This is a genomic window from Spirillospora sp. NBC_01491 (assembly GCF_036227065.1).
GTDB classification, from domain to species: domain Bacteria; phylum Actinomycetota; class Actinomycetes; order Streptosporangiales; family Streptosporangiaceae; genus Spirillospora; species Spirillospora xylanilytica.
The window spans coordinates 8,114,215-8,137,935 of record NZ_CP109432.1; the positions used below are offsets into that span (position 1 = coordinate 8,114,215).

At 74.0% G+C, this 23,721-nt stretch carries 24 protein-coding genes and 1 pseudogene; 19 read left to right on the forward strand and 6 right to left on the reverse strand.

Going from position 1 to position 23,721, the window contains the following annotated elements:
* Positions 1-15: 15 nt before the first annotated feature.
* From OHA34_RS37700 to OHA34_RS37730, 7 genes are all read left to right on the forward strand, one after another.
* Positions 16-1,221, forward strand: coding sequence for an acyl-CoA dehydrogenase family protein (locus OHA34_RS37700; RefSeq protein WP_285936437.1), 1,206 nt, complete (start codon positions 16-18; stop codon positions 1,219-1,221).
* The gene (locus OHA34_RS37705; RefSeq protein ID WP_285936436.1) at positions 1,218-1,997 is read left to right on the forward strand and encodes an SDR family oxidoreductase; all 780 of its coding nucleotides are present in this window, start codon (positions 1,218-1,220) and stop codon (positions 1,995-1,997) included. Before OHA34_RS37700 ends, OHA34_RS37705 begins: the two co-directional genes overlap by 4 nt.
* A 10-nt stretch (positions 1,998-2,007) precedes the next feature.
* The gene (locus OHA34_RS37710; RefSeq protein ID WP_285936435.1) at positions 2,008-2,625 is read left to right on the forward strand and encodes a TetR/AcrR family transcriptional regulator; all 618 of its coding nucleotides are present in this window, start codon (positions 2,008-2,010) and stop codon (positions 2,623-2,625) included.
* A gap of 24 nt (positions 2,626-2,649) precedes the next feature.
* Positions 2,650-3,813, forward strand: coding sequence for an acetyl-CoA C-acetyltransferase (locus tag OHA34_RS37715; RefSeq protein ID WP_329520270.1), 1,164 nt, complete (start codon positions 2,650-2,652; stop codon positions 3,811-3,813).
* Positions 3,814-3,820: 7 nt separating this feature from the next.
* Entirely contained in the window at positions 3,821-4,996 is a 1,176-nt protein-coding gene (locus OHA34_RS37720) for an NADH:flavin oxidoreductase (RefSeq protein ID WP_285936433.1), read from the forward strand.
* 182 nt (positions 4,997-5,178) lie between these two features.
* Positions 5,179-6,333: a CoA transferase gene (locus OHA34_RS37725; protein ID WP_285936432.1), complete on the forward strand. Its 1,155-nt coding sequence runs from the start codon at positions 5,179-5,181 to the stop codon at positions 6,331-6,333.
* A complete protein-coding gene (locus OHA34_RS37730; RefSeq protein WP_329520271.1) occupies positions 6,330-7,130 on the forward strand; it encodes an FAS1-like dehydratase domain-containing protein in 801 nt (266 codons plus the stop codon). Before OHA34_RS37725 ends, OHA34_RS37730 begins: the two co-directional genes overlap by 4 nt.
* A gap of 29 nt (positions 7,131-7,159) precedes the next feature.
* On the opposite strand, the gene OHA34_RS37735 is transcribed toward OHA34_RS37730, so the two are convergent.
* On the reverse strand, positions 7,160-8,311 hold the full coding sequence (locus OHA34_RS37735) for an acyl-CoA dehydrogenase family protein (protein ID WP_285936430.1): 1,152 nt from the start codon (positions 8,309-8,311) through the stop codon (positions 7,160-7,162).
* A 109-nt stretch (positions 8,312-8,420) separates the two neighbouring features.
* Here OHA34_RS37735 and OHA34_RS37740 point away from each other — a divergent pair, with 109 nt between their 5' ends.
* The 8 genes and pseudogenes from OHA34_RS37740 to OHA34_RS37775 all read left to right on the forward strand — a co-directional run bounded on the left by OHA34_RS37740 (position 8,421) and on the right by OHA34_RS37775 (position 16,228).
* A complete protein-coding gene (locus OHA34_RS37740; protein WP_285936429.1) occupies positions 8,421-9,134 on the forward strand; it encodes a GntR family transcriptional regulator in 714 nt (237 codons plus the stop codon).
* 74 nt (positions 9,135-9,208) lie between these two features.
* The gene (locus tag OHA34_RS37745; RefSeq protein ID WP_285936427.1) at positions 9,209-10,036 is read left to right on the forward strand and encodes an enoyl-CoA hydratase/isomerase family protein; all 828 of its coding nucleotides are present in this window, start codon (positions 9,209-9,211) and stop codon (positions 10,034-10,036) included.
* Positions 10,037-10,077: 41 nt separating this feature from the next.
* Positions 10,078-11,253: an acyl-CoA dehydrogenase family protein gene (locus OHA34_RS37750; protein ID WP_329520272.1), complete on the forward strand. Its 1,176-nt coding sequence runs from the start codon at positions 10,078-10,080 to the stop codon at positions 11,251-11,253.
* 3 nt (positions 11,254-11,256) lie between these two features.
* Positions 11,257-11,370, forward strand: a pseudogene (locus OHA34_RS37755) (hypothetical protein); the annotation flags it as partial.
* 131 nt (positions 11,371-11,501) lie between these two features.
* Positions 11,502-12,194, forward strand: a complete 693-nt coding sequence (locus OHA34_RS37760) for a CaiB/BaiF CoA-transferase family protein (protein WP_329522489.1) — start codon at positions 11,502-11,504, stop codon at positions 12,192-12,194.
* Between the two features lie 181 nt (positions 12,195-12,375).
* Positions 12,376-13,173: a Clp protease N-terminal domain-containing protein gene (locus tag OHA34_RS37765; protein ID WP_329520273.1), complete on the forward strand. Its 798-nt coding sequence runs from the start codon at positions 12,376-12,378 to the stop codon at positions 13,171-13,173.
* A gap of 99 nt (positions 13,174-13,272) precedes the next feature.
* The gene (locus OHA34_RS37770; protein WP_285936423.1) at positions 13,273-14,280 is read left to right on the forward strand and encodes an aldo/keto reductase; all 1,008 of its coding nucleotides are present in this window, start codon (positions 13,273-13,275) and stop codon (positions 14,278-14,280) included.
* A 139-nt stretch (positions 14,281-14,419) separates the two neighbouring features.
* A complete protein-coding gene (locus tag OHA34_RS37775; protein WP_329520274.1) occupies positions 14,420-16,228 on the forward strand; it encodes an MFS transporter in 1,809 nt (602 codons plus the stop codon).
* Here the strand turns inward: OHA34_RS37775 and OHA34_RS37780 are convergent.
* Positions 16,186-16,791, reverse strand: a complete 606-nt coding sequence (locus OHA34_RS37780) for a peroxiredoxin-like family protein (RefSeq protein WP_329520275.1) — start codon at positions 16,789-16,791, stop codon at positions 16,186-16,188. The genes OHA34_RS37775 and OHA34_RS37780 overlap by 43 nt on opposite strands.
* Positions 16,792-16,861: 70 nt before the next feature.
* On the opposite strand from OHA34_RS37780, the gene OHA34_RS37785 reads away from it, so the two are divergent.
* Entirely contained in the window at positions 16,862-17,476 is a 615-nt protein-coding gene (locus OHA34_RS37785; protein WP_285936420.1) for a TetR/AcrR family transcriptional regulator, read from the forward strand.
* Positions 17,477-17,485: 9 nt separating this feature from the next.
* Here OHA34_RS37785 and OHA34_RS37790 read toward each other — a convergent pair whose 3' ends face one another.
* The 4 genes from OHA34_RS37790 to OHA34_RS37805 all read right to left on the reverse strand — a co-directional run bounded on the left by OHA34_RS37790 (position 17,486) and on the right by OHA34_RS37805 (position 21,081).
* Complete coding sequence (locus OHA34_RS37790) at positions 17,486-18,568, reverse strand: NAD(P)H-dependent flavin oxidoreductase (RefSeq protein ID WP_329520276.1); 1,083 nt, start codon at positions 18,566-18,568, stop codon at positions 17,486-17,488.
* A gap of 47 nt (positions 18,569-18,615) precedes the next feature.
* A complete protein-coding gene (locus OHA34_RS37795) occupies positions 18,616-19,368 on the reverse strand; it encodes a CoA-transferase subunit beta (RefSeq protein ID WP_329520277.1) in 753 nt (250 codons plus the stop codon).
* Complete coding sequence (locus OHA34_RS37800; protein ID WP_285936417.1) at positions 19,365-20,225, reverse strand: CoA transferase subunit A; 861 nt, start codon at positions 20,223-20,225, stop codon at positions 19,365-19,367. The genes OHA34_RS37795 and OHA34_RS37800 overlap by 4 nt, the downstream gene beginning before the upstream one ends.
* 103 nt (positions 20,226-20,328) lie before the next feature.
* Positions 20,329-21,081 (reverse strand): enoyl-CoA hydratase family protein, encoded by a 753-nt coding sequence (locus OHA34_RS37805; RefSeq protein ID WP_285936415.1) that lies wholly within the window; start codon positions 21,079-21,081, stop codon positions 20,329-20,331.
* Between the two features lie 55 nt (positions 21,082-21,136).
* Here OHA34_RS37805 and OHA34_RS37810 point away from each other — a divergent pair, with 55 nt between their 5' ends.
* From OHA34_RS37810 to OHA34_RS37820, 3 genes are all read left to right on the forward strand, one after another.
* The gene (locus OHA34_RS37810; protein ID WP_329520278.1) at positions 21,137-21,910 is read left to right on the forward strand and encodes an SDR family oxidoreductase; all 774 of its coding nucleotides are present in this window, start codon (positions 21,137-21,139) and stop codon (positions 21,908-21,910) included.
* Positions 21,907-22,815, forward strand: coding sequence for an SDR family oxidoreductase (locus OHA34_RS37815; RefSeq protein WP_285936413.1), 909 nt, complete (start codon positions 21,907-21,909; stop codon positions 22,813-22,815). Before OHA34_RS37810 ends, OHA34_RS37815 begins: the two co-directional genes overlap by 4 nt.
* A 531-nt stretch (positions 22,816-23,346) precedes the next feature.
* Complete coding sequence (locus tag OHA34_RS37820; RefSeq protein WP_329520279.1) at positions 23,347-23,634, forward strand: DUF397 domain-containing protein; 288 nt, start codon at positions 23,347-23,349, stop codon at positions 23,632-23,634.
* Positions 23,635-23,721 lie beyond the last annotated feature (87 nt).

Genomic DNA, 23,721 nt, shown 5'->3' on the forward strand with positions numbered 1-23,721 from the left:
GGTAGAGTTCGCCTCGTGAACCAGAACGAGACCCCCGAGGACCGGGCCTTCCGGGCCGAGGTGCGCGACTGGCTCGAGGCCAACCTGTCGGGCGAGTTCGCGCACGCGCGCGGGCTGGGCGGCCCCGGCCGCGAGCACGAGGCGTTCGAGGAGCGGCTGGCCTGGGAACGGCACCTCGCCGCGGCCGGCTGGACCTGCGTCGGCTGGCCCGAGGAGCACGGCGGACGCGGCGCGAGCCTGGCCCAGCAGGTGATCTTCAACGAGGAGTACGCGCTCGCGGACGCCCCCGCCCGCGTCGGCCACATCGGCGAGAACCTGCTCGGCCCCACGATCATCGCGTTCGGCACCGCCGAGCAGAAGGCGCGCTTCCTGCCGCCGATCGTCGCCGTCGAGGAACTGTGGTGCCAGGGCTACTCCGAGCCCGACGCCGGGTCCGACCTCGCCAACGTGCAGACCCGCGCCGAGCTGGACGGCGGCGAGTGGCGGATCAACGGCCAGAAGGTGTGGACCTCCCTCGCGGTCGAGGCCGACTGGTGCTTCGTGGTCTGCCGCACCGAACCCGGCTCGACCCGCCACCACGGCCTCTCCTACCTCCTGGTCCCGATGAGGGCCGGCGCGCGCGCGGGCACGACGTCCCCCGGGGTGGACATCCGCCCGATCGTCCAGCTCACCGGCACCTCGGAGTTCAACGAGGTGTTCTTCGACGACGCTCGTACCGAGGCGGCCAACATCGTCGGGGCGCCCGGCGAGGGCTGGAAGATCGCGATGGCCACCCTCGGGTTCGAGCGCGGCGTCGCCACCCTCGGCCAGCAGGTCGGGTTCCGCCGCGAGCTGGAGGGGGTCATCGCGCTGGCCCGCCGGACCGGCGCGATCGACGACCCGCTGCTGCGCGACCGGCTCACCCGGTCCTGGGCGGGCCTGGAGATCATGCGGCTGAACGCCACCCGCACCATGGCCGGCGTCGCCGCCGGGGCGCCCGGCCCCGAGTCGTCGATCTCCAAGCTGGTGTGGGGCACCTGGCACCGCGAGCTCGGCGAGCTGGCGATGGACGTCCTCGGCACCGCCGGCCTGGTCGCCGACGGCGAGCCGTACGACCTGAGCGACTGGCAGCGGCTGTTCCTGTTCTCCCGCGCCGACACCATCTACGCCGGGTCGAACGAGATCCAGCGCAACATCATCGCCGAGCGCGTGCTCGGCCTACCGAGAGAGGCGCGCGGATGACGCCACCGCCGTACGTCCCCGGGCACGGGCTGCTGACCGACCGGGCCGTGGTGATCACCGCCGCGGCCGGCGCCGGGATCGGCGGCGCGACCGCGCGGCGCTGCCTGGAGGAGGGCGCCCGGGTGCTGATCTCCGATGCGCACGAGCGGCGCCTCGGCGAGTCCCGGGAGGCGCTGGAGAAGGAGTTCGGCGCGGACCGGGTCGCCGCGCTGGCCTGCGACGTCACCTCCGAGGAGCAGGTCGGCGCGCTCTACGCGCTCGGCGTGGAGCGGTTCGGCCGGATCGACGTCGCGGTCAACAACGCCGGGCTCGGCGGCACCGCCGACCTGGTCGACATGCCCGACGAGCAGTGGGACCGGGTCCTGGACATCACCCTCAACGGAACCATGCGCTGCACCCGCGCCGCCCTGCGGATCATGCGGGACCAGGGCGCCGGTGTGATCGTCAACAACGCCTCGGTGATCGGGTGGCGGGCGCAGCGGGGCCAGTCGCACTACGCCGCCGCCAAGGCCGGGGTGATGGCGCTGACCCGCTGTGCCGCGCTGGAGGCCGCCGAGCACGGCGTGCGGATCAACGCGGTGTCGCCGTCGCTGGCCATGCACCCGCACCTGGTCAAGGTGACCTCGGAGGACCTGCTGGACGAGCTGACCCGCCGCGAGGCGTTCGGCCGCTACGCCGAGCCCTGGGAGGTCGCCAACGTTATCGTCTTCCTGGCCAGCGACTATTCCTCGTACATGACCGGCGAGGTCGTCTCCGTATCCAGCCAGAGGGCCTGAGGAACAATCCATGAGTCCACGACGGCGTGACGCCGAGGGCACCGCCGCCGCCCGCGGGCAGCGGCGGGCCGAACTGCTCGCCACCGCCGCCGAGGTGTTCGCCTCCCAGGGGTACTCCGCCACCACCGTCCGGAAGGTGGCCGATGCCGCCGGGATCCTCGGCGGCAGCCTCTACTACCACTTCGACTCCAAGGAGTCGATGGCCGACGAGATCCTCTCGACGTTCCTCGACGAGATGTGGGCCGCCTACGACCGGGTGCTCGGCGCCGGGCTCGGCGCGCGCGACACCCTGGAGGCCCTGGTCGCCGAGTCGTTCCGGTCCATCGACCGGCACCGGCCCGCCGTCGTGCTCTACCAGAACGAGTCCAAGCACCTGGCCAACAGCGAGCGGTTCCACTACCTGCTCGACTCGCACCGCAGGTTCGAGGAGATGTGGACCTCGCTGCTGGCCCGCGGCGTCGAGGAGGGCGCGTTCCGCGCCGACCTCGACCGGACGCTGGTCTACCGGTTCATCCGCGACACCGTCTGGGTCGCGGCGAACTGGTACCAGCACGGCGGGCGCCTGTCCGCCGACGACATCGCCAAGCAGTACCTCGCCATGGTCCTGGAAGGGATCCAGGCGAGCTAGCCCCCGTACGAAGGAGACCCCCTGATGGCTGGCAGAGCCGAGGCCTACATCGTCGAAGCCGTCCGCGCGCCGGTCGGACGGCGCGGCGGCGGGTTCGCCGCGGTGCACCCCGCCGACTTCGGCGCGCACGTGCTGACCGCGCTGATGGACCGGTCGAAGGTCGACCCGGCGGCCGTCGACGACGTCGTGTTCGGCTGCGTCGACACCCTCGGGCCGCAGGCCGGCGACATCGCCCGCACCTGCTGGCTGGCGGCCGGGCTGCCCGAGGAGGTCCCGGGCGTCACCATCGACCGGCAGTGCGGCTCGTCCCAGCAGGCGGTGCACTTCGCGGCGCAGGCCGTGCTGTCGGGCACGTCCGACCTGGTCGTGGCGGGCGGCGTGCAGAACATGTCGCAGATCCCGATCGGGTGTGCGATGACGGCCGCCGAGCCGCTCGGCTTCGACCAGGGCCCGTTCGTCGGGTCCAAGGGCTGGGTGGCCCGCTACGGCGACGGCGAGGTGTCGCAGTTCGGCGGCGCCGAGATGATCGCCCGCGACTGGGACCTGTCCCGCGCGGACATGGAGGCGTTCGCCTACGCCTCGCACCGGCGCGCGATCCGCGCGATCGACGAGGGCCGCTTCGAGCGGGAGATCGCCCCCTACGAGGGCGTCACCACCGACGAGGGGCCGCGCCGCGACACCACCCTGGAGAAGATGGCGGGCCTGAAGACCCTGGTCGACGGGGGCCGGCTGACCGCCGCGGTGTCCTCGCAGATCTCCGACGGCGCCGCCGCCCTGCTCATCGCCTCCGAGCAGGCCGTCAGGGACCACGGGCTGACCCCGCGCGCCCGGATCCACCACCTGTCCGCGCGCGGCGAGGACCCGATCCGGATGCTGTCCGCGCCGATCCCGGCCACCGCGCACGCGCTGAAGAAGACCGGCATGAAGATCGGCGACTTCGGCGCGGTGGAGATCAACGAGGCGTTCGCGTCCGTTGTGCTCGCCTGGCTGAAGGAGACCGGCGCCGATCCCGAGCGCACCAACCCGAACGGCGGCGCCATCGCGCTCGGCCACCCGCTCGGCGCGACCGGCGCGCGGCTCATGACCACGCTCCTGCACGAGCTGGAGCGCACCGGCGGGCGGTACGGGCTCCAGACCATGTGCGAGGGCGGCGGCCAGGCCAACGTCACCGTCATCGAGCGGCTCTGAACCGGCCGTGAGCGCCGTCCCCGACGTGCTCGCCCCGGCCGGGCTCGGGCCGATCACGCTGCGCAACCGGGTCATCAAGGCCGCCACGTTCGAGGGCATGACCCCCGACGCCCTGGTCACCGACGAGCTGATCGAGTACCACCGGCGGCCGGCGGCCGGGGGAGTGGGCCTCACCACGGTCGCGTACTGCGCGGTCGCGCCCGAGGGCCGCACTGAGCGGCGGCAGCTCTGGATGCGGCCCGAGGCCGTCCCCGGGCTGCGCCGGCTGACCGAGGCCGTGCACGCCGAGGGCGCCGCCGCCGCCGCGCAGATCGGGCACGCCGGGCCGGTCGCCGACGCGAGCTCCAACGGGCTGCCCGGCCTGTCGGCCGGGCGGTTCTTCAACCCGCTCGGGATGCGCTTCACCCGGGCCGCCACGGCCGCCGACATCGCCCGGGTGACCCGGGCGCACGCCGAGGCGGCCCGGCTGGCGATCGAGGCGGGCTTCGACGCGGTCGAGATCCACTTCGGGCACAACTACCTGGCCAGCTCGTTCCTCAGCCCGCTGCTCAACCGGCGGACCGACGAGTACGGGGGCGGCCTGGCCAACCGGGCCAAGGTCGCCCTCGGCATCGCCCGCGCCGTGCGGGAGGAGGCCGGCGACCGCATCGCCGTCACCGCCAAGCTCAACATGCGCGACGGCGTCCGCGGCGGACTGGAGGTCGACGACAGCCTCCAGGTCGCGCGGTGGCTCCAGGACGAGGGCCTGGTCGACGCCCTGGAGCTCACCGCGGGCAGCTCGCTGCTCAACCCGATGTACCTGTTCCGCGGCGACGCCCCCGTCCCCGAGTTCGCCGCCAACTTCAAGCAGCCCCTCAATCTCGGGATCCGCCTGTTCGGCAAGCGGTTCCTGCGCGCCTACCCGTACGAGGACGCGTTCCTGCTGGAGCACGCCCGCCGGTTCCGCGCCGAGCTGGACCTCCCGCTGATCCTGCTCGGCGGGATCACCACCCGCGCCACCATGGACCAAGCCATGGCCGAGGGCTTCGAGTTCGTGGCGATGGGCCGCGCGCTGCTCCGCGAGCCCGATCTGGTCGCCCGCATCGCCGCCGACCCGTCCACCCCGTCGCTGTGCGTCCACTGCAACCGCTGCATGCCCACGATCTACACCGGCACGCACTGCCCCCTGATCCCGCCCCGCTGACCCGCTGTTCTACCGACCTGCTGTGCCGGGAACCTGCGCGCTCCGCCGGGATCTCCGCTGAGGCATAATCGTATGAAATATATGAGAAGGGTGGTCGGTATGAGCGAGGTGGGGCGATCCGGCGGGACGCCGTGCGCCCGCGGCGGCCGGGGCCGCGCCGCGGTGGCCGGACGGGCCGCCTGATGGCGGCCCTGCTGGAGGGGCTGCGGGTGGTCGAGATCTCCAGCTTCGTCGCCGCGCCGCTCGGCGGGATGACCCTCGCCCAGCTCGGCGCCGACGTCGTGCGGGTCGACCCGATCGGCGGCTCGGCCGACCTCGGCCGCTGGCCGCTGGCCCCCTCGGGCACCAGCCTGATGTGGACCGGGATGAACAAGGGCAAGCGCTCGGTCACCGCCGACTTCCGCTCGCCCGAGGGGCGCGACGCCGTCACCCGCCTCGCCGCCGACGCCGGGATCGTCCTGACCAACGCGGTGGGACGCGGCTGGCTCGGGTACGAGAGCCTCGCCGGGGCCCGGCCCGACCTGATCCACCTCCAGATCCAGGGCCATCACGACGGCACCGCCGCGGTCGACTACACCGTCAACGCCGAGATCGGCTTCCCGCTGGTCACCGGTCCGGCCGAGCATGCGGGCACGGTGAGTCACGTCCTGCCCGCGTGGGACGTGGCGTGCGGCCTGTATGCGGCCGTCGGCCTGCTGGCCGCCGAACGGCGCCGCGCCCGCACTGGCGAGGGCGCCCAGATCAAGCTGCCGCTCTACGACGTGGCCCTGGCCACCGCCGGCAATCTCGGCTTTCTCGCCGAGGCCCAGCTCGGGCGGGAGCGCCCCCGGATCGGCAACCACCTCTTCGGCGGCTTCGGCCGCGACTTCACCCTCTCCGACGGCGCGCGCGTCATGGTCGTCGCGCTCACCCGGCGCCACTTCACCGACCTGTGCCGCGCCACCGGCCTGACCGCGACCGTCACCGAGCTCGAACGCCTCCTCGGCGCCGACTTCGGCACCGACGGCGACCGGTACCGGCACCGCGAGACCCTGGCCTCCCTGGTCGAGCCGTGGTTCGCCGCGCGCTCCCTGGCGGACGCCGAGGCGGCGTTCGCGGGCACCTCGGTGCTGTTCGCGCCGTACAAGCGGTTCTCGGAGATCGACCTGGAGGGCGCTCCGCTGATGGGCGAGATCGACCAGCCGGGCGTCGGCCGCCTCCGCGCCCCCGCCTCGCCGCTCGACACCGGCGACCGGAGCCACGCGCCCGCGCCCCGGTTGGGCGAGCACACCACCGACGTCTTCGCCGCCCTCGGCCTGGACACCGCCGCCCTGCGCGCGAAGGGGGTGGTCGGGTGAACATCGGCGGCTGGGCCCCGGAGCCGGCGGAGACCACTGAGCTGATCGGCACCGCACCGTCCATCGCGCTCGCCGGAGTCCTGGACGTCGCGGCCCCGGCGGACGAGCTGCCGCCCCTCTGGCAGTGGCTCCACTTCCTGGAGCGTCCCGCCCAGCACGAGCTCGGTCCGGACGGGCATCCGCTGGAGGGACGCTTCCTGCCGCCCGTCCCCAACCGCCGCCGCATGTTCGCCGGGGGCCGTTTCACCGTGCACAGCCCCATCCGTTACGGCGACACCATCACGCGCCGCGCCGAGCTGGCCTCCACCGCCCTCAAGCGGGGACGCAGCGGCGAACTGCTCTTCGTCACCGTCCGGCACACGTTCGTCCGTGACGGCGATGAGGTCGCGGTGGAGGAGCAGGACCTCGTGTACCGGAGCGGAGACCCGGTCTCCCGCCCGGCGCAGGTATCCCATGAGTCCCCCGTGCCCGAAGCCCCGTGGACGCTTCCCATCACTGCGGACCCGGTGCTGCTGTTCCGTTTCAGCGCGCTCACCTACAACGCCCACCGGATCCACTACGACGAGGCGTACGCGACCCGGATCGAGGGGCACGGCGGCCTGGTCGTGCACGGGCCGCTCCTGGCGATGCTCTGCCTGGAACTTCCGCGCCGTGCCGGTCACCGGGCCCGCGCCCTGTCGTTCCGCGCCCAGCGGCCGGTCTACGCGGGCCGGCCCTTCGTCGCGGCAGGCTCGCCGGACGGCGCGCTGGCCATCGAGGTCCCGGGCGCCACGGCCATGACCGCCACGTTCGCCTGACGCCGCGCCCCGAGCCGGCAGGGCAGGGCTCAGACGCGGTTGCGGCCGATGAGCTGCTTGACGATCACGTTGCGCTGGATCTCGTTGGTCCCCTCGCCGACGATCATGAGGGGAGCGTCGCGGAAGTAGCGCTCGATGTCGAACTCGGTGGAGTACCCGGCGGCGCCGTGGATGCGGACGGCGTTCAGCGCGATCTGCATCGCCGCCTCCGAGGCGTACAGCTTGGCCATGCCCGCCTCCATGTCGCAGCGCTCGCCCGAGTCGAGCCGCTCGGCGGCGTCCAGGGTGAGCAGCCGGGCGGCGCGGAGCTGGGTGGCCATGTCGGCGAGGTAGTTGCCGATCGACTGGTGCTCCCAGATCGGCCGGCCGAACGCCTCGCGCTCCTGCGCGTAGCGCAGGGAGTCCTCCAGCGCGGCCCGGCCGACGCCGAGGGCGCGGGCGGCGACCTGGATCCGGCCGACCTCCAGGCCGCGCATCATCTGGGCGAAGCCGCGGCCCTCCTCGCCGCCGAGGACCGCGTCGAGCGGCACCGCGTGGTCCTCGAACGACAGCTCGCAGCTCTCCACACCCTTGTAGCCGAGCTTGGGCAGGTCGCGGGAGACCGTCATCCCGGGGCCCGGCTCGATCAGCAGGATGCTCACCCCGCGATGGCGTGGCGAGGCGTCCGGGTCGGTCTTGCACATCAGCGCGATCAGGCCGGACCGGCGGGCGTTGGTGATCCACATCTTGGCGCCGTCGACCAGGTAGCGGTCGCCCGAGCGGCGGGCCGTGGTGGTCATCGCCTGGAGGTCGGACCCGCCGGCGGGCTCGGTGAGCGCCATCGTGGCGCGCAGTTCGCCGGTCGCCATCCGGGGCAGGTAGCGCCGCTTCTGCTCCTCGGTGCCGAACACCGCGAGCAGGTGGCTCACCACGGTGTGGCCGCCGAACGCGCCGGCCAGGCTCATCCAGCCGCGGGCGAGCTCCTCGGTGATCAGGGCGTAGCAGCGCTTGGAGACGCTCGTCCCGCCGTACGCCGCGGGCACCGCCAGGCCGAACACGCCGAGCTCCTTCATCCGCCCGATGAGGTGCGCGGGGTACTCGTCGGCGTGCTCCAGGCCGCGGGCAGCGGGCCGGACCTCCCGGTCGACGAAGTCCGCGACGACGCGGGTGATGGCGCGCTCCTCCTCGGTCAGCCTGAACACGGCATGGGCTCCTCCCGGTGACGGTTCTGGAGTGTTTCATATATTTAATTTGACGTGTCGGTCGCCGGCCCCCTCCATAATGTGACGACCACGCGATCCCGGGGAGACGATGACAGTGGCCCGATCCGGTGACCAGGCCCTCGGCCGGAGGCCGCAGCTCAGCGACGAGGTCGCCGCCTACGTCCGCGAGCTCATCATGTCCGGCCAGGTCGCGCACGGGGAGTTCCTCCGCCTGGAGCGGATCGCCGACGACCTCGGGATCAGCGTGACGCCGGTGCGCGAGGCGCTGCTGTCGCTGCGCGGCGAGGGGTTCGTCACGCTGGAGCCCCGGCGCGGGTTCATGCCGGCCCCGCTGTCCAGGCAGGACGTGCAGGACCTGTTCGAGGCGCAGGCCTACTTCGCCGGCGAGCTGGCCGCCCGCGCCGCCGAGCGCGTGACCGAGCACGATCTGGCCTCGCTCGACCGGACCCAGGACCAGCTAGAACAGGCGGCCAGGGCGCGGGACCCCGAAGCGATCGAGCGCGCCAACCACCAGTTCCACCGGGTGATCAACAAGTCCGCGGGCTCGCCCAAGACGTCCTGGCTGCTCCAGCTCGTGGTGCGGTACGCGCCGCGGCGCTTCTACTCCAGCATCCACGGCTGGCCCCAGGCGTCGGTCGACGACCACCACCTGGTGCTGGCCGCGCTGCGCAGCGGCGACGCCGAGGCGGCCAGGCATGCGATGCGCGCCCACATCCGACACGCCGGAACGCTGCTGGTGGTGCACCTGGAGGCGCAGGGCTTCTGGGACGCGCCGGGCGACCGGCGGCCCCCAGCCGGCTGAAGTCGCCGCCGCCGCCCCCTTCCGCGCCGTCACCGTTTCCTCATATCGTATAAAAAATTTGCCCAGGAGGGATCATGGCGCGCGAACAGGAACGGGCAGGCGAGCGGGACCGGGAACGGCGCCCCGTGTCCGTCGCCGACCGCCCCGTCGCGAACGGCGGGGCCGTCCGCGTGCTCACCATCGACCGTCCCGAAGCGCGCAACGCGATCGACATGGCCACCCGCGTCCAGCTCCTCGACCGGCTCCGCGAGGCCGTCGACGCCCCCGCCGTGCGGGCGATCGTGCTCACCGGCGCCGGCGGGACGTTCTCGGCGGGCGGTGACGTCCGCACCATGGACGGTGCGGGCGCCGACGAGGTCCGGAGCCGGCTGCGCCCCGTGCACGAGGCGGTCCGGCTCATCGCCGAGTGCGGGAAGCCGGTCGTGGCGGCCGTCGAGGGCGCCGCCGCCGGGCTGGGCGTCTCGCTCGCCGCGGTCTGCGACCATGTCGTCGCCGCGGAGGACGCCCGCTTCGTCGCCGCGTTCGGCCGGATCGGCCTGGTCGCCGACGGTGGGCTGCTCTGGACGCTGCCGCGGCGCGTCGGGATGGGCCGCGCCAGGGAGATGCTGCTGTTCGGGCGGACCGTCCCCGCGGCCCGCGCGTACGAGATCGGCCTCGCCGACGCCCTCGCCCCGCCCGGCGCCGCCCTGGACGTCGCGCTGGAGCGCGCCGCCGAGGCCGCGGCCCTGGCGCCGCTGTCGATTGCGGCGGCCAAGCGGGTCCTGTCCCGCGGCGGCCACGGCCTGGAGGGACTGCTGGAGGCCGAGCGCGAGGAGCAGGCCGTCCTGTTCGGCACCGCCGACTTCGCCGAGGGCCGCGCCGCGTTCGCCGAACGCAGGACGCCCCGCTTCGAGGGCCGCTAAGCCGCCCCCCGACCGACTCGCAGGCCGCAGGAAGGTGACGGATGAGCAGGTTGCAGCAGACCCACGGACTGTCGGACGAGCAGCGCGTGATCGTCGCGACGGTGCGCGCGTTCGTGGACAAGGAGATCCTCCCGGTCGCCACCGAGCTGGAGCACGCGGACGAGTACCCGCAGGCCATCGTGGACGGGATGCGGGACCTCGGCCTGTTCGGGCTGATGATCGGCACCGAGCACGGCGGGCTCGGCGAGTCGCTGCTCACCTACGCGCTCGCCGTGGAGGAGCTCTCGCGCGGCTGGATGAGCGTGTCGGGCATCGTCAACACGCACTTCATCGTCGCCTGGATGATCACCCGGCACGGCACCGAGGCGCAGCGGGCGCACTACCTGCCGCGGATGGCGACCGGCGAGATCCGCGGCGCGTTCTCGATGTCGGAGCCGGACTGCGGCTCCGACGTGTCGGCGATCACGACCCGCGCGGTGCCCGACGGCGGCGACTACGTGATCGACGGCCGGAAGATGTGGCTGACCAACGGCGGCTCGGCGAACCTGGTGGCCACCCTGGTCAAGACCGACCCGGCGGCCGGCCACCGGGGCATGACCGCCTTCCTGGTGGACAAGACGCCCGGCTTCGGGGAGGTCGCGCCCGGCCTGACCGTCCCCGGAAAGATCGACAAGATGGGGTACAAGGGCGTCGACACCACCGAGCTGCTCTTCGACTCCTACCGGATCCCCGCCGGCCAGGTCCTCGGCGGCACCCCGGGCCGGGGCTTCTACCAGATGATGGACGGGGTGGAGGTCGGCCGCGTGAACGTCGCGGCCCGCGGCTGCGGTGTCGCGCGCCGCGCCTACGAGCTGGGCCTGGCCTACGCCCGGCAGCGCGAGACGTTCGGCAAGCCGATCGCCGAGCACCAGGCGGTGCTGTTCCGGCTCGCCGAGATGGCGACCAAGGTCGAGGCGGCGCACCAGATGATGGTGATGGCCGCGCGCCGCAAGGACTCCGGCGAGCGCAACGACCTGGAGGCGGGCATGGCCAAGTACCTGGCCGGCGAGTACTGCAAGGAGGTCGTCGAGGACGCCTTCCGCATCCACGGCGGCTACGCCTACTCCAGGGAGTACGAGATCGAGCGGCTCTATCGGGAGGCGCCGATGCTGCTGATCGGCGAGGGCACCGCCGACATCCAAAAGATGATCATCGGCCGCCGGCTGCTGGAGGGCTGAACGATGACCGCGGCCCCGGCGGGCGGCTCCGCGCTGCCTCTCGAAGGGATCACCGTCGTCGCGCTGGAGCAGGCGGTCGCGGCGCCGTTCGCGACCCGCCAGCTCGCCGACCTCGGCGCCCGCGTCGTCAAGGTGGAGCGGGTCGACGGCGGCGACTTCGCGCGCGCCTACGACATGCTCGTCCAGGCCGAGGCGGGCTCATCTCGGTCACCGGGACGCCCGAGACGCCGGTCAAGGCGGGCTCGCCGCTGGCCGACATCGCCGCCGGGATGTACGCCTTCTCCGGCGCGCTCGCCGCGCTCGTCCGGCGCGGCACCACCGGCGCCGGCGCGGCGATCGAGGTCACGATGTTCGACGCGGTCGCCGAGTGGATGGTCCAGGCGATGTACACCACGATGTACACCGGCGCGCCGCCGCCGCGCGCCACGCTGGGCCATCCGGTCATCGCGCCCTACGACAGGTACCCGACCGCCGACGGCCCGGACGTCGTCATCGGCGTGCAGAACGACCGGGGCTGGGCCGCGCTCGCCACCGGCGTGCTCGGGCGTCCCGAACTGGTCGGCGATCCGGAGTACGCCACCAACGTCGCGCGGGTCCGCAACCGGGCGGCGGTCGACGCCGCCGTCGGCGCCGCCACATCCGGGATGGGCCGCGCCGAGCTCCTCCGCCGGCTCGACGAGGCCGGGGTGCCGAACGCGTCGCTGAACGACGGCCACGGCCTGATCGACCACCCGGTGCTCGCCGAGCGCGACCGCTGGCGCGAGGTCGGCTCGCCGGTCGGCGGCGTCCGCGCGATCCTGCCGCCGATCACGTTCGCGGGCGCCGAGGCGAGGATGGGCCCGGTCCCGGCGCTCGGCGAGCACACCGGCGCCGTGCTGGCCGAGCTGGGCCACGACGCCGAGACCATCGCCGGGCTGCGCGCCTCCGGTGCCGTCGCCTGAGCGACGGCCGCTACCGCGCTGACGCGGCGCGTTTCCCGGGTGATCCGGGGTTCGCCCGGCTGGTCGCCGGCCTGACCGGGACGAGCCACCGGAAAGGTCTCCGCGACCCTGGCCTTGAACATAACCCCACTATGGGGTTATGTATGGGGTTACATATCTTCGCCGTGCTGTGGAGGCCGTCATGCCCAAGATCAACATCTATCTGCCCGACGAGCTGGCCCAGGCCGTCAAGGACGCGGGCGTGCCCGCGTCGGCGGTCTGCCAGCGGGCCCTGAAGCAGGCCGTCAGGCGGATCGCCGCGATCAGGACGGTGGCGCTCACCGACCTCGCCACCGCGGACCTGGCCGAACTGCTCCCGAACTTCACCGGGGGCGCCCGCTCCGCCCTCGCCCGCGCGATCGCCCGGACGGGTGCGGACGAGGGCGTCCCCGTCGGCACCGCGGCGCTGCTCTCAGGCGTCCTCGCCGAGAAGGGCAACCTGGCTCTGCGCGTCCTGGACGTCCTGGAGATCGAGCCCTCCCGCGTCCGGCGGAACCTGGAGGCGCGGACCGGCGACCCGCGCGCCGCCGACGCTGGAGGCGAGGCCGCGACCGGGCCCGGAGAAGGGCCGGGGCTGCGGTTCGGCGACGCCGCGTCGGCCGCCCTGAAGCTCGCCGCGAACGAGGCCATCGCGCTCGGGCACAACTACATCGGCTGCGAGCACCTGCTCCTCGGGCTGGTCGCCGAACCGGACGGGGCGGCCGGGCAGGTGCTGCGCGACCTCGGCGCCGAGCCCAAGACCGTCCGCCGCACCGTGGAGTCGGCGCTGATGGGCTACACGCACCTGCGCGCCCAGACCCAGGCCGCCGGGGAAGCGGCGGCGGGCGGACCCGCGCAGGCGGCGCAGGCCATGCAGGCGGTCACCGCCCTCATCCGGCAGGAGCTCCAGCCCCTCGCCGAGCGCCTCGAGCGCCTCGAAGGGCGGACCGGCGCGGCCTGACGCCCAGGGGGGTGGCGCCACGCCCAGGATAAGACGGCTCTGCCTGATTCCCTGTGCGTCCAGGACCATCGAGGCACAGGACGAACGAGAGGGAGCACGATGCGGACCCGCACTTTCGCAGGAACACCGGTCGGCGCGGTCGGACTCGGCTGCATGGGGATGAGCTGGGCCTACAGCGAGTCCGAGCGCGACGACACGGCCTCGGTGGAGCTGATCAACGAGGCGCTCGACCTGGGCGTCACGTTTCTGGACACCGCCCAGCCCTACGGCGACGGGCACAACGAGACCCTGGTCGGCCGCGCCGTCCGGGGCCGCCGCGACGAAGCGGTGATCGCCACCAAGACCGGCCTGGTCGTCGAGGACCTGCATACCAAGGCGATGCGCCGCGACGGCTCGCCCGAGCACGTCAAGCGGTCCGCCGAGGACAGCCTGCGCCGCCTCGGCACCGAGGTGATCGACCTGTACTACCTGCACCGGGTCGACCCCGCCGTCCCGCTCGCCGACACCTGGGGCGCGATGGCCGAGCTGGTCGCCGAGGGCAAGGTCCGGCGGCTCGGCCTGTCGGAGGTCGGCGCCGCCCAGGCCGGGGAGGCGCACGCGATCCACCCGGTCGCGGCGATTCAGTCCGAGCTGTCGCTGTGGACCAGGGACGCGCTGGGCGCGCCCGGCGGCCTGACCGGGGCCTTCCCCGGCGACGCCACCGCGGGGGAGGGGCCGGGCGACGTCGTCGCCTGGTGCGCCGGGAACGGTGCGGTCTTCGTCCCGTTCTCCCCGCTCGGGCGGGGCTTCCTCACCGGCACCGTCACCGCGGCCGACTTCGAGGACTCCGACTTCCGCGGCGGCAACCCGCGCTTCCAGGAGGAGGCGCTCAAGGCCAACCTGCGGATCGTCGACGTCGTCAAGGCCGTCGCCGCGCGGCACGGCGCCACGCCCGCGCAGGTCGCGATCGCGTGGACGCTCGCGCAGGGCCCGCACGTCATCCCGATCCCCGGCACGAAGAAGTCCCGCTACCTGCGCGACAACGCGGGCGCCGCCGAGCTCGACCTGACCGCCGCGGACCTGTCCGAGCTGGACTCCGTCCCCGCGCCCGTGGGCAGCCGGTACTGACGCGCGCCGCGACGACCCCGCGGTTCGGCGGCGCGGACGTGCGGCGCGAGGAGGGCTGAAGGCCCGGGTCCGAGGCCGTCCCGAACGTTCTGAACGGACGGCCGCGAACCCGGCGGGCCCAGGGCCGGTCCCACCGGGCATGATCGGACGACCTGTGCTGCGAAGGGCCCGCCTGGGCACCGGCGGCGCCTTTCTCCTGGCCGGGCTCCTCACCGGGGTGTGGAACACGCGGCTGCCCGCGTTGCAGACCGCGCACGAGCTGTCCACCCGGCAGGTCGGGCTGGTCATCGTGGTCTGGGGCGTGGCCGCGCTGGCCGGGATGGCTGCGCTCCGCCGACTGATGGCCCGGCGCGACAGCCGGGTCGCGCTGCGCGTCGCGCTGCCGCTGTCGGCGGCGGGTCTCGGGCTCTGCGGGCAGGCGCCGTCCTACCCGTTGCTGCTGGCCGCGGTCGTGGTGTTCGGAGCGGCGTTCGGCGCCGCCGAGGTGACGGTCAACGCGCAGGGCAGCGCCGTGGAGCGCGCCTCGGGACGGCCGGTGATGAACGGGATGCACGCCTGCTGGTCGCTCGGCGCGCTGGCCGGGGGCCTGACCGGGTTCGCGGCCGTCCTCGCCGGGCTGGGCCTGCCCGCCACGTTCGCCGCCACCGCCGTGGTGGCCGCGCCCGCGGCGGTGGCCCTCGGGCTCACCTACATCCGGGACGACGCGGCGGCCACCGGGGAGATCGTCCGCCAGGCCCGGCCCGGCAGGCTTCCCAGGATCGTGCCGGTCATCGGCGTGCTGGCGTTCTGCGCCCTGCTCGTGGAGGGCGCGGTGGCCGACTGGAGCGCGCTCTACCTGCGCGACACCCGCGGCACCGCCGAGTCGCTCGCCGCACTCGGGCATCCGGTGTTCGGGGCGGGCATGCTCGCCGGCCGCCTGTGCGGCGACCGGCTGCGCTCGGTGATCGGCGCTCCCGCGCTGCTCGCCATCGCGGGCGCGGCCACGGCGGCGGCGGTGGCCCTCACCCTCGCGGGCGGCGGCCCCGCCATCGCGCTCACCGGCTTCGCCCTGATGGGGGTCGCCGTCTGCACGGTCGGCCCGCTGGCGTTCTCCCTCGCGGGCACGGCGGCCCCCCGCCAGGAGAGCGCCGCCATCGCCCGCACCGGCACCCTCGGCTACAGCGGGCTGATGCTCGGGCCGGTGCTGATCTCGCTCGTCGCCGGGGCGTCGTCCATGCGGGCGGGACTGGCCGTGCTGCTCGCCCCGGCGCTGTTCATCGCGGTGGGCGGGCCCCTCATCGCCCGCCGCACCCGCGGCCCGGCCCGTCCGGTCTGGACGACCCCGGGCGCCGGCGTGAACGTGCCCTCCGCGATCCACCGGACGACCTGGCCCCCCGAGGCGCCCGGCCGGGGCGGCGGAGCCGCCGCGCGAGTGCGCCTGCGCTGCCTCGTCGTGCTGAAGGCGGCCGGGGTCCCGGTCGTCGGGACCGTGTGGTTCGGCGTCGCGGGCCTGCCCGCGACGCCGGTGAACCTCGCGGGCTTCGGGCTGCTGGCCGCCATGCTCCTGTACGGCGCCGTCACGGCGGCCCGCGGCGGGCGGCCCGGCGCGTTCGCCCGCTGGTTCGCCCTTCCCGGCGCTGTCGCCGCCGGCCTGGCCGGCACCGCGTGGGCGGTGGCGGCCGGGCCGGACGCCGGCACCCTGCCGGGTCTGGCGCTCGCCGTGCTCGCGACGGCCGAGTACGTGATGCTCGTCTCCGGCCACCGGCCGGCGCCACCCGGGACACGGAACACCGATCCGCACGCCACCCGCCCGGACGCCCCCTACCCGCACGACACCCTTCCGCTGGGCGTCGCCCCTCAGCTCGCCCACGCGGCGCGGCCCGTCCACGAGACCGGGGACCGGCGGGTCGCCCCGGTACAGGACCGTCAAGCCCGTGTCGAGGTCCTGACCGGCCGGGCGGACCCGTAGGACTCGGCGGCGCGGGCGAGGATCTCGTCCACCGGCCACTGGTCGTTGGCGTGCTCGCCGTACTTGGCGGCGGCCACGCGGCCGTCGGGCGCGATGAGGAAGTCGGCGGGCAGGCCGAACCGCCCGTTCTCCGGAAGGCCGGCGGGCGCGCGGTCCAGCTTGCGCGCGATCCGCCAGGTGCCCTCGGTGACCGCGCGGAGCAGCGGCCACCAGGCGCGCGGATGCAGCAGCGCGCGGGGCACCGCCTCGACGCCGAACTCGGCGTACAGCCGCTTGCGCGGATCGGCGACGACGGCGAACGGCAGGTCGGCCACGTGCTCGCGCAGCTCGCCCGCGGACGAGTGGAACACCACGACCTCCCGGACGCCCGCGGCCTCGATCTCGTCGTGCCGCCGGACCACCGACCGCAGGTGCAGGTTGCAGATCGGGCAGCCCGCGAAACGGCGGAACTGGAGGTGGACGAGGTGTTCCCCGTCCGGGACGAGGGCCGGCGCACCGGTCACGGACTCGAGCTCGCGCGCTGGGACCGCCGAACCGGGGCCGAGCCTGTCGGATGCGTTCATCGGGGCGGCTCCTTCGTAGGCGTACGTCATACGCTTACGAGAATAGGCGTGTGCCGTACGCTGTCAAGCCATGCCCCGCCCGCGCTCCCTCACCCACCCGCAGATCGCCGCCGCGGCGCTCGACCTCATCGACCGCGAGGGGCTCGCCGCCCTGACGATGCGGGCGGTCGCCGGCCGCCTCGGCGTGGGCGCCATGTCGCTCTACCGCTACGTGGACGACCGGCATGAGCTCGAGGGGCTGGTGATCGACCTGGTGCTCGGCGCCGTCGACGTCACGCCCCCGCCCGGTACGTCTTGGACCGGCCAGGTCGAGGAGCTGGTCGGACGCATGCGCGCAGCCCTCGGCGCCCACCCCGAGGTCGTCCCGCTCACCATGACGCACCGGCAGAGCGCGCTCGGCCTGCTGCGCTGGTCCGAGTCCCTGCTCGGCGTCCTCACCCGCGCCGGCTTCGACGGCGAGCGCCGCGTCGTCGCGCTGCGCAGCCTGCTCGGCTACCTGAACGGCGCGATCCAGCTCGAGCACCTCGGCCCGCTGTCCGGCGCGGGCACCGAGGCCATGGCGGCGCTGCCCCCGGCCGAGTTCCCGTTCCTGGCCGAGACCGCGGCGCGGGCGCGCCGCGTCCCGGCCGACGAGGAGTTCCGCCGGGGCCTGGCCGTCGTCCTCGCCGGCCTCGCCGGCGCCTGACCCGCCGGGTCAGGACGCCGGGCGCGCCAGGTGGGAGCCCTGCGCCGCGATCGCCTCGGCCGCCTGCGCGACGATCCCGTCGATCAGCTCCGCGCAGGTCGGCAGGTCGTCGATGACCGCGACCACCTGGCCGGAGGCCATCACGCCGAGGTCGGGACGGCCGTCCACCATCGCCGCCTTCAGCAGCATCGGGGTGTTGGCCGCCATCAGCACCTGCGACCACGACAGGTCCTTGCCGTGCTTCATCGCCCTGCCGTCGGCGAGCATCGCCCCCCACGACATCCCCGACAGCTTCTTGAACCGCGCGCCGTTGCGCACCGCCCGCGCCAGCCCGCCGACCCGCCCCGACCGCTCCAGCGTGTCGACCAGCTCGCTGCGCAGCACCCGGTGCGGCATGCCGTCCACCTGGCGGGTCACCACGGTCTCGCCGGTGCCGAGGTAGACCTGCTTGACGTCCTCGGGCACCGAGCTGTCGGAGGTCAGCAGGAACCGCGTGCCCATCGCCACGCCCGCCGCCCCGTAGGCCAGCGCCGCGGCCAGGCCGCGGCCGTCGAAGAAGCCGCCGGCGGCGATCACTGGGATGTCGACCGCGTCCACCACCTGGGGCAGCAGCAGCGTGGTCGCGACCGCGCCGGTGTGCCCGCCGCCCTCGCCGCCCTGCACCAGCACCGCGTCGGCGCCCCACGCGGCGACCTTCTCCGCGTGCCGGCGGGCGCCCACCGACGGGACCACCACCAGCCCCGCGTCCTTCAGCTTGGCGATCAGCTCCCGCTTCGGCGCCAGCGCGAACGAGGCGACCTTCACGCCCTCCTTGATCAGCAGGTCGATCCGGTCGCCCGCGTCGGTCGCGTCCGCCCGCAGGTTCACCCCGAACGGCTCGCCGGTGCGCTCCTTGACCTCCCGGATCGCCTCGGCGAGCTGGTCGAGCGTCATCGTCGCCGACGCCAGGATCCCCAGCCCGCCCGCGTTCGCCACCGCCGTCACCAGCCGCGGCCCCGCCACCCAGCCCATCCCCGTCTGCACGACGGGATGCCGGACCCCGGCCAGCCGCGTCAGCGGCGTGTCGAGGACCTGCCGGCCGTCCGCGCTCACGTTGTGTCTCCCGTTCGCTTCCGGGGCGCCGCGCCCCTCCGGCTCACTCACGAGGGGACCTCGCGCTCCCGCAGCCCCTTCGGGTCGAGGACGTCGCGCATGATGCGCAGCTCCTCCGCGGTCGGGAGGCGCGACTCGGGGACCTCGTCCGGGACGGCCAGCTCGAAGCCGGTGCTCTCCACGACCTGCTGGACGGTCACGCCCGGGTGCACCGAGCGGAGCCGCATCCGCCGGTCCGGCGTCGCGAAGTCGAGCACCGCAAGGTTGGTCACCACGACCCGGATCTCGTACGCGCCGCGGTCGTGGCCGACCCCGCTGACGAAGTCGACCTCCTCGGTGAAGACCCGCGTCGAGTGCTTGGGCACCCAGTAGCTGGTGGTGTTGAGCAGCGTGTTGCCCGGCCCGCCGCGCACGCCGAGGAGCTGCCGCTTGGGCCGCTCCCAGTCGCCGATGCACGAGATGTTGGTGTTGCCGAACCGGTCGATCTGGCTCGGGCCCATCACCACGTGCCGCCGCCCGTTCAGCACCAGCCACAGGTGGTCGCGGAACGGCAGCCAGCCCTCCACCTCGCCCGCCACCGCGCCCAGGGGGACCGGTTCGGCGCTCAGCGACGGGCCGCCGTCGGTGGTCAGCAGGCCGGGCTCGAAGGTCGAGCGCGCCAGCCGCGACCCGAGCATCGGCACGAACCCGGCGACCGCCGCCGCCACGATCTCGCCGTCCCCGCGGAACGCCTCGGCGCACGCGACCGCGCACACCTCGGCCCGCGTCGCGTCCGCCGCGGCGGCCGTCTCGGTGCTCATCGGTTCTCCTCACGCCACACGCGCACGGCGTCCTGGTACGCGGTCTCGTCGCCGGACAGGAAGCGGTCGCGGAACGCGGCCCACTTCTCGGGATCGCCCGCCGACCGGGCGTAGAGCTTCTGGAACGCCTCGTCGCGGCCGTGGTCGGGCGCGCAGTCGGTGAAGTGCGCCCCATTCGGGGTCTCCACCACGCCCGCCACATGCGTCCGGCTGATCAGCAGGGACTGGACGGGGCCCTCCTTGAGCAGGTCACCGGTGTCGACCAGGCGCTCGCACGACACGTACGTGCGGTCCGCCGCCTTGGCGAACAGGTCGTCCATGTACGGGTCGGGCCCCAGGTACTGCGCGTTGCCGCGCGCGTCGGCGCGGTTCATATGCACCAGCGCGACGTCCATCGTCAGCGCGGGCACGGCGACCAGCTCCCGCCCGTCCTCGTACGGCGAGCGGACCGTCTTGAGGTCCGGGTTGACCCGCATCACGTCTGAGCCGAGCCCGACCGGCGTGGGCAGGAACGGCAGCCGGTGCGCCGCCGCGTACAGCCCGAACATGAACATGCCCTCGTCGTACTCGGTCATCTCGATCGCGCCGTCCTGCCGGGCCTGCCGGAAGTGCGGCTCCAGCGGGATCGAGTCGAGCGTCGCGAACGCCGTCACGAGCCTGCGGACCTTCCCGAACGCGCACAGCAGCCCCACGTCCGGCCCGCCGTACGACACCACCGTCAGATCGGTCAGCGGTGACCGGCAGATCTCCCGGACCAGCGCCATCGGCTTGCGCCGCGAGCCCCAGCCGCCGATCCCGACCGTCATGCCGCTCTCCAGCGACCCCACGATCTCCCCGACCGTCATGGCCTTGCTCATGGGCCCTCTCCGTTCGCCGTCCCACGGCCGCCTCCGCACGGCGGCCTCCGTCCTCGCGCGCTGCGCGCGCCTCCCGGCCCGGCCGCCGTGCGGCCGTGGGGGCTCATTCCGACGCTCCCTTCCGCACGAACGCGTCGCGGTGCTCGTCGCCCGCACCGACCAGGTTGAGCTCGAAGGTGAGGCCCTGCTCGAACCGGTAACTGCGCTTGACGTCGACCGGGTCGATCCCGTTGAGCGACTCCTTGGCCCGCCGGATGACGTAGCGGTCCTTGGCGGCGATGTTCGCCGCCACCTCCATCGCCGTGGCGCGCAGCCCGTCCGCGGGGACGACCTCCAGCACCGAACCGTGCCGGTGCAGCTCGTCCGCGCTCACGTTGCGGCAGGTGTAGACCATCGCGCGCATCAGGTGCTGCGGGACGAGCCGGGCCAGGTGGGTGGCGGCGCCGAGCGCGCCGCGGTCGACCTCGGGCAGGCCGAAGTAGGCGTCCTCGGACGCCACCACGATGTCGGCGTTGCCGACCAGCCCGATGCCGCCGCCGAGGCAGAAGCCGTGCACCGCGGCGACGACGGGCACCTCGCAGTCGTAGACGGCGGCGAACGCCGCGTAGCAGCCCCGGTTGGCGCCGACCAGCGCGGCGTGCCCCTCGGAGACCTGCATCTCCTTGATGTCGACGCCGGCGTTGAAGCCGCGGCCCTCGGAGCGGAGCACGACGGCGCCGACCCCCGGGTCCCGCCCGGCCGCCAGCACCGCCTCCGCCAGCTCGAACCAGCCCGCCACGGTCAGGGCGTTGACCGGCGGCGCGTCGACCACGATCTCGGCGACCCCGCCCTCGTGGGTCGTGGTGGAGACTCCCATGCGCTACCTTTCCACCAAACATTTGTTAGAACAGACCGTAGCAGAAGGGGGAAAGGTGCTGACGCTGGATCTGAGCGGCAAGACCGTCGTGGTCACCGGGGGCGTGCGCGGGGTCGGGGCCGGCATCAGCCGGGCCTTCCTGGAGGCCGGGGCCGACGTCGTCGCGGTGGCCCGGCGCGAGCCGGACACGCTGCCCGAGGTGGGCGGCCGGACCGCCCGCTTCGCCTCGCTGGACGTGCGCGACCCGGCCGCCGCCCAGGCCTTCATGGACGGCCTGGACCGACTGGACGTGCTGGTCAACAACGCCGGCGGCGGCCCGTTCCTGCCGATGGCGGACGGCGACCTGCGCACCCACCTGAAGATCATCGAGCTGAACCTGGCCGCCCCGCTGATCATGGCGCGGGCCGCGCACACGGTGATGGACCGGCAGCCCGAGGGCGGCTCCATCATCATGATCGGCAGCGTCAGCGGGGTGCGCCCCTCGCCCGGGTCGGCCGCCTACGGCGCCGCCAAGGCGGGCCTCGCCAGCCTCACCACCTCGCTCGCGGTCGAGTGGGCCCCGCGGATCCGGGTCAACACGCTCACCCTCGGGATGGTCCGCACCGAGCTGGCCCACCTGCACTACGGCGACGAGACCGGCGTCGAGGCGGTCGCCCGCACCGTCCCGCTCGGCCGCCTGGCCGACCCCTACGACGTGGGCGCGGCCTGCGTCTTCCTGTCCTCGCCCCTCGCGGGCTACGCCAGCGGCTCGTCGATGCTGCTGCACGGCGGGGGAGAGCGCCCCGCCTTCCTGGACGCCGCCACCGTCAACAAGGAGGAGCAGAAGTGATCTGCCAAGACCGCGTCGTCGTCGTCACCGGAGCGGGCCGCGGGCTCGGCCGCGCGCACGCGCTGGAGTTCGCCCGCCAGGGGGCCAGGGTCGTCGTCAACGACCTCGGCGTGGCCCGCGACGGCACCGGCGACGCGTCCGGCGGTCCCGCCCACGACGTCGTCAAGGAGATCGAGGCGCTCGGCGGGCAGGCCGCCGCCAGCACCGACGACATCGCCACCGAGGCGGGCGCCGCCGCGCTGATCGCCACCGCGATCGAGGCGTTCGGGCGGCTGGACGTGCTGGTCAACAACGCCGGGTTCCTCCGCGACCGGATGCTCGTCAACCTGGGCGAGGACGAGTGGGACGCGGTCATGCGCGTCCACCTCAAGGGCCACTTCCTGCCGCTCAAGCACGCCGGGCGGCACTGGCGCGCCGAGAGCAAGGCGGGCCGCCCGGTGGACGCCCGGATCATCAACACCTCGTCCGGAGCCGGGCTGCTCGGCAGTGTCGGCCAGGGCAACTACTCCGCCGCCAAGGCCGGCATCGTCGGGCTGACCCTGGTCGCCTCCGCCGAGCTCGGCCGCTACGGCGTGACCGTCAACGCCATCGCCCCCGCCGCCCGCACCCGGATGACCGAGGAGGTCTTCGCGCAGACCATGGCGGCCCCCGCCGAGGGCGAGTTCGACGCGATGGCCCCCGAGAACGTCTCGCCGCTGGTCGCCTGGCTGGGCTCGGCCGAGTCCGCCGGGATCACCGGCCGCGTCTTCGAGGCCGAGGGCGGCAGGATCTGCGTGATGGACGCGTTCCGGCACGGCCCCGCGGCCGACAAGGGCGCCCGCTGGGACGCCGCCGAACTCGGCGGCGTCATCACCGGTCTCCTGGCGGACGCCCCGGCCCCCGAGCCCGTCTACGGCGCCGGCTGAGCCCGCCGGCACCGATCGCTCCCGGCCGGCGGGATTCGCCGGGACGGCTCCGGGCGCGGCGGTCTGGCGTCGCCGCATGCTGACCGAACAACAGCGGCGGGACGAGGTGGAGGTCGGGTTCGTCCTCGGCGACCCGGTCACCGGCGCTTCAGGGGGCACATCCGTGTCCGGCTTCGGACAGGGCGGCGTCCGCGACCCCGGCGGGGAGGTCGAACGGCACGTCGCGGCCGGGATGAACCGCACTGAGATTCTCACGGACACCCCGGGGCCTCCTCCGGGCGATCACCGGCGAACCCGAGATCCACCCATTCCGACCTGCTCGTTCTCCAGGAAACCCGGCGGTTCCGCCGGGATGGTGACCCTGCCCTCGGCACCCGCTCAAGACGACCTCGCTTAAGCTGGGAGCTTTGGGTGGGTGATCATCGGGCGCCCGGAGATCGATGACCGCCGTCCGCGGCTCGGCCTCCTCCGCGCGCGCCCGCTCCCGCCCGGCGAGTCGGTCCGCATGATCACCGGGATGATCGGAGAGCAATGAGCAGCGACCTTCGGTGGCGCGAGAGCACGCACGGTGACGGCCGGGGCGGTGACTGCGCCGCCGTCCGGGCCGGCGACGGGCTGTGGCGGACGAGCGTACGCAGCAGCGACCAGGGCGGTGACTGCGTGGAGGTCGCCGGACTCGGATGCGCCTGCGAGGAGCGCGCCCGCCTGGTCGCGGTCCGCGATTCCAAGGACCCCGAAGGCCCGGTGCTGGCGTTCGCCCCCGCCGCCTGGCGCGGCCTCTCCGGACGGATCAAGTCGGGCGCTCTGGACCTTCGGTGATCGTCCCCGTGCGGTGACGCCGGGGGAGGCCGGTTCGAAGGCCGCTGAGATCGGTCGAGCGATCTCAGCGGCTCTTCCCTTCGGGCG

Excerpts from the sequence above, each read along its gene's own strand:
- OHA34_RS37705 (WP_285936436.1), top strand. The coding sequence starts at position 1,218 with ATGACGCCACCGCCGTACGTCCCCGGGCACGGGCTGCTGACCGACCGG.
- OHA34_RS37710 (WP_285936435.1), top strand. The coding sequence starts at position 2,008 with ATGAGTCCACGACGGCGTGACGCCGAGGGCACCGCCGCCGCCCGCGGG.
- OHA34_RS37715 (WP_329520270.1), top strand. The coding sequence starts at position 2,650 with ATGGCTGGCAGAGCCGAGGCCTACATCGTCGAAGCCGTCCGCGCGCCG.
- OHA34_RS37725 (WP_285936432.1), top strand. The coding sequence starts at position 5,179 with ATGGCGGCCCTGCTGGAGGGGCTGCGGGTGGTCGAGATCTCCAGCTTC.
- OHA34_RS37740 (WP_285936429.1), top strand. The coding sequence starts at position 8,421 with ATGACAGTGGCCCGATCCGGTGACCAGGCCCTCGGCCGGAGGCCGCAG.
- OHA34_RS37745 (WP_285936427.1), top strand. The coding sequence starts at position 9,209 with ATGGCGCGCGAACAGGAACGGGCAGGCGAGCGGGACCGGGAACGGCGC.
- OHA34_RS37750 (WP_329520272.1), top strand. The coding sequence starts at position 10,078 with ATGAGCAGGTTGCAGCAGACCCACGGACTGTCGGACGAGCAGCGCGTG.
- OHA34_RS37765 (WP_329520273.1), top strand. The coding sequence starts at position 12,376 with ATGCCCAAGATCAACATCTATCTGCCCGACGAGCTGGCCCAGGCCGTC.
- OHA34_RS37770 (WP_285936423.1), top strand. The coding sequence starts at position 13,273 with ATGCGGACCCGCACTTTCGCAGGAACACCGGTCGGCGCGGTCGGACTC.
- OHA34_RS37775 (WP_329520274.1), top strand. The coding sequence starts at position 14,420 with ATGATCGGACGACCTGTGCTGCGAAGGGCCCGCCTGGGCACCGGCGGC.
- OHA34_RS37780 (WP_329520275.1), bottom strand. The coding sequence starts at position 16,791 with ATGAACGCATCCGACAGGCTCGGCCCCGGTTCGGCGGTCCCAGCGCGC.
- OHA34_RS37785 (WP_285936420.1), top strand. The coding sequence starts at position 16,862 with ATGCCCCGCCCGCGCTCCCTCACCCACCCGCAGATCGCCGCCGCGGCG.
- OHA34_RS37795 (WP_329520277.1), bottom strand. The coding sequence starts at position 19,368 with ATGAGCACCGAGACGGCCGCCGCGGCGGACGCGACGCGGGCCGAGGTG.
- OHA34_RS37800 (WP_285936417.1), bottom strand. The coding sequence starts at position 20,225 with ATGAGCAAGGCCATGACGGTCGGGGAGATCGTGGGGTCGCTGGAGAGC.
- OHA34_RS37805 (WP_285936415.1), bottom strand. The coding sequence starts at position 21,081 with ATGGGAGTCTCCACCACGACCCACGAGGGCGGGGTCGCCGAGATCGTG.
- OHA34_RS37820 (WP_329520279.1), top strand. The coding sequence starts at position 23,347 with ATGAGCAGCGACCTTCGGTGGCGCGAGAGCACGCACGGTGACGGCCGG.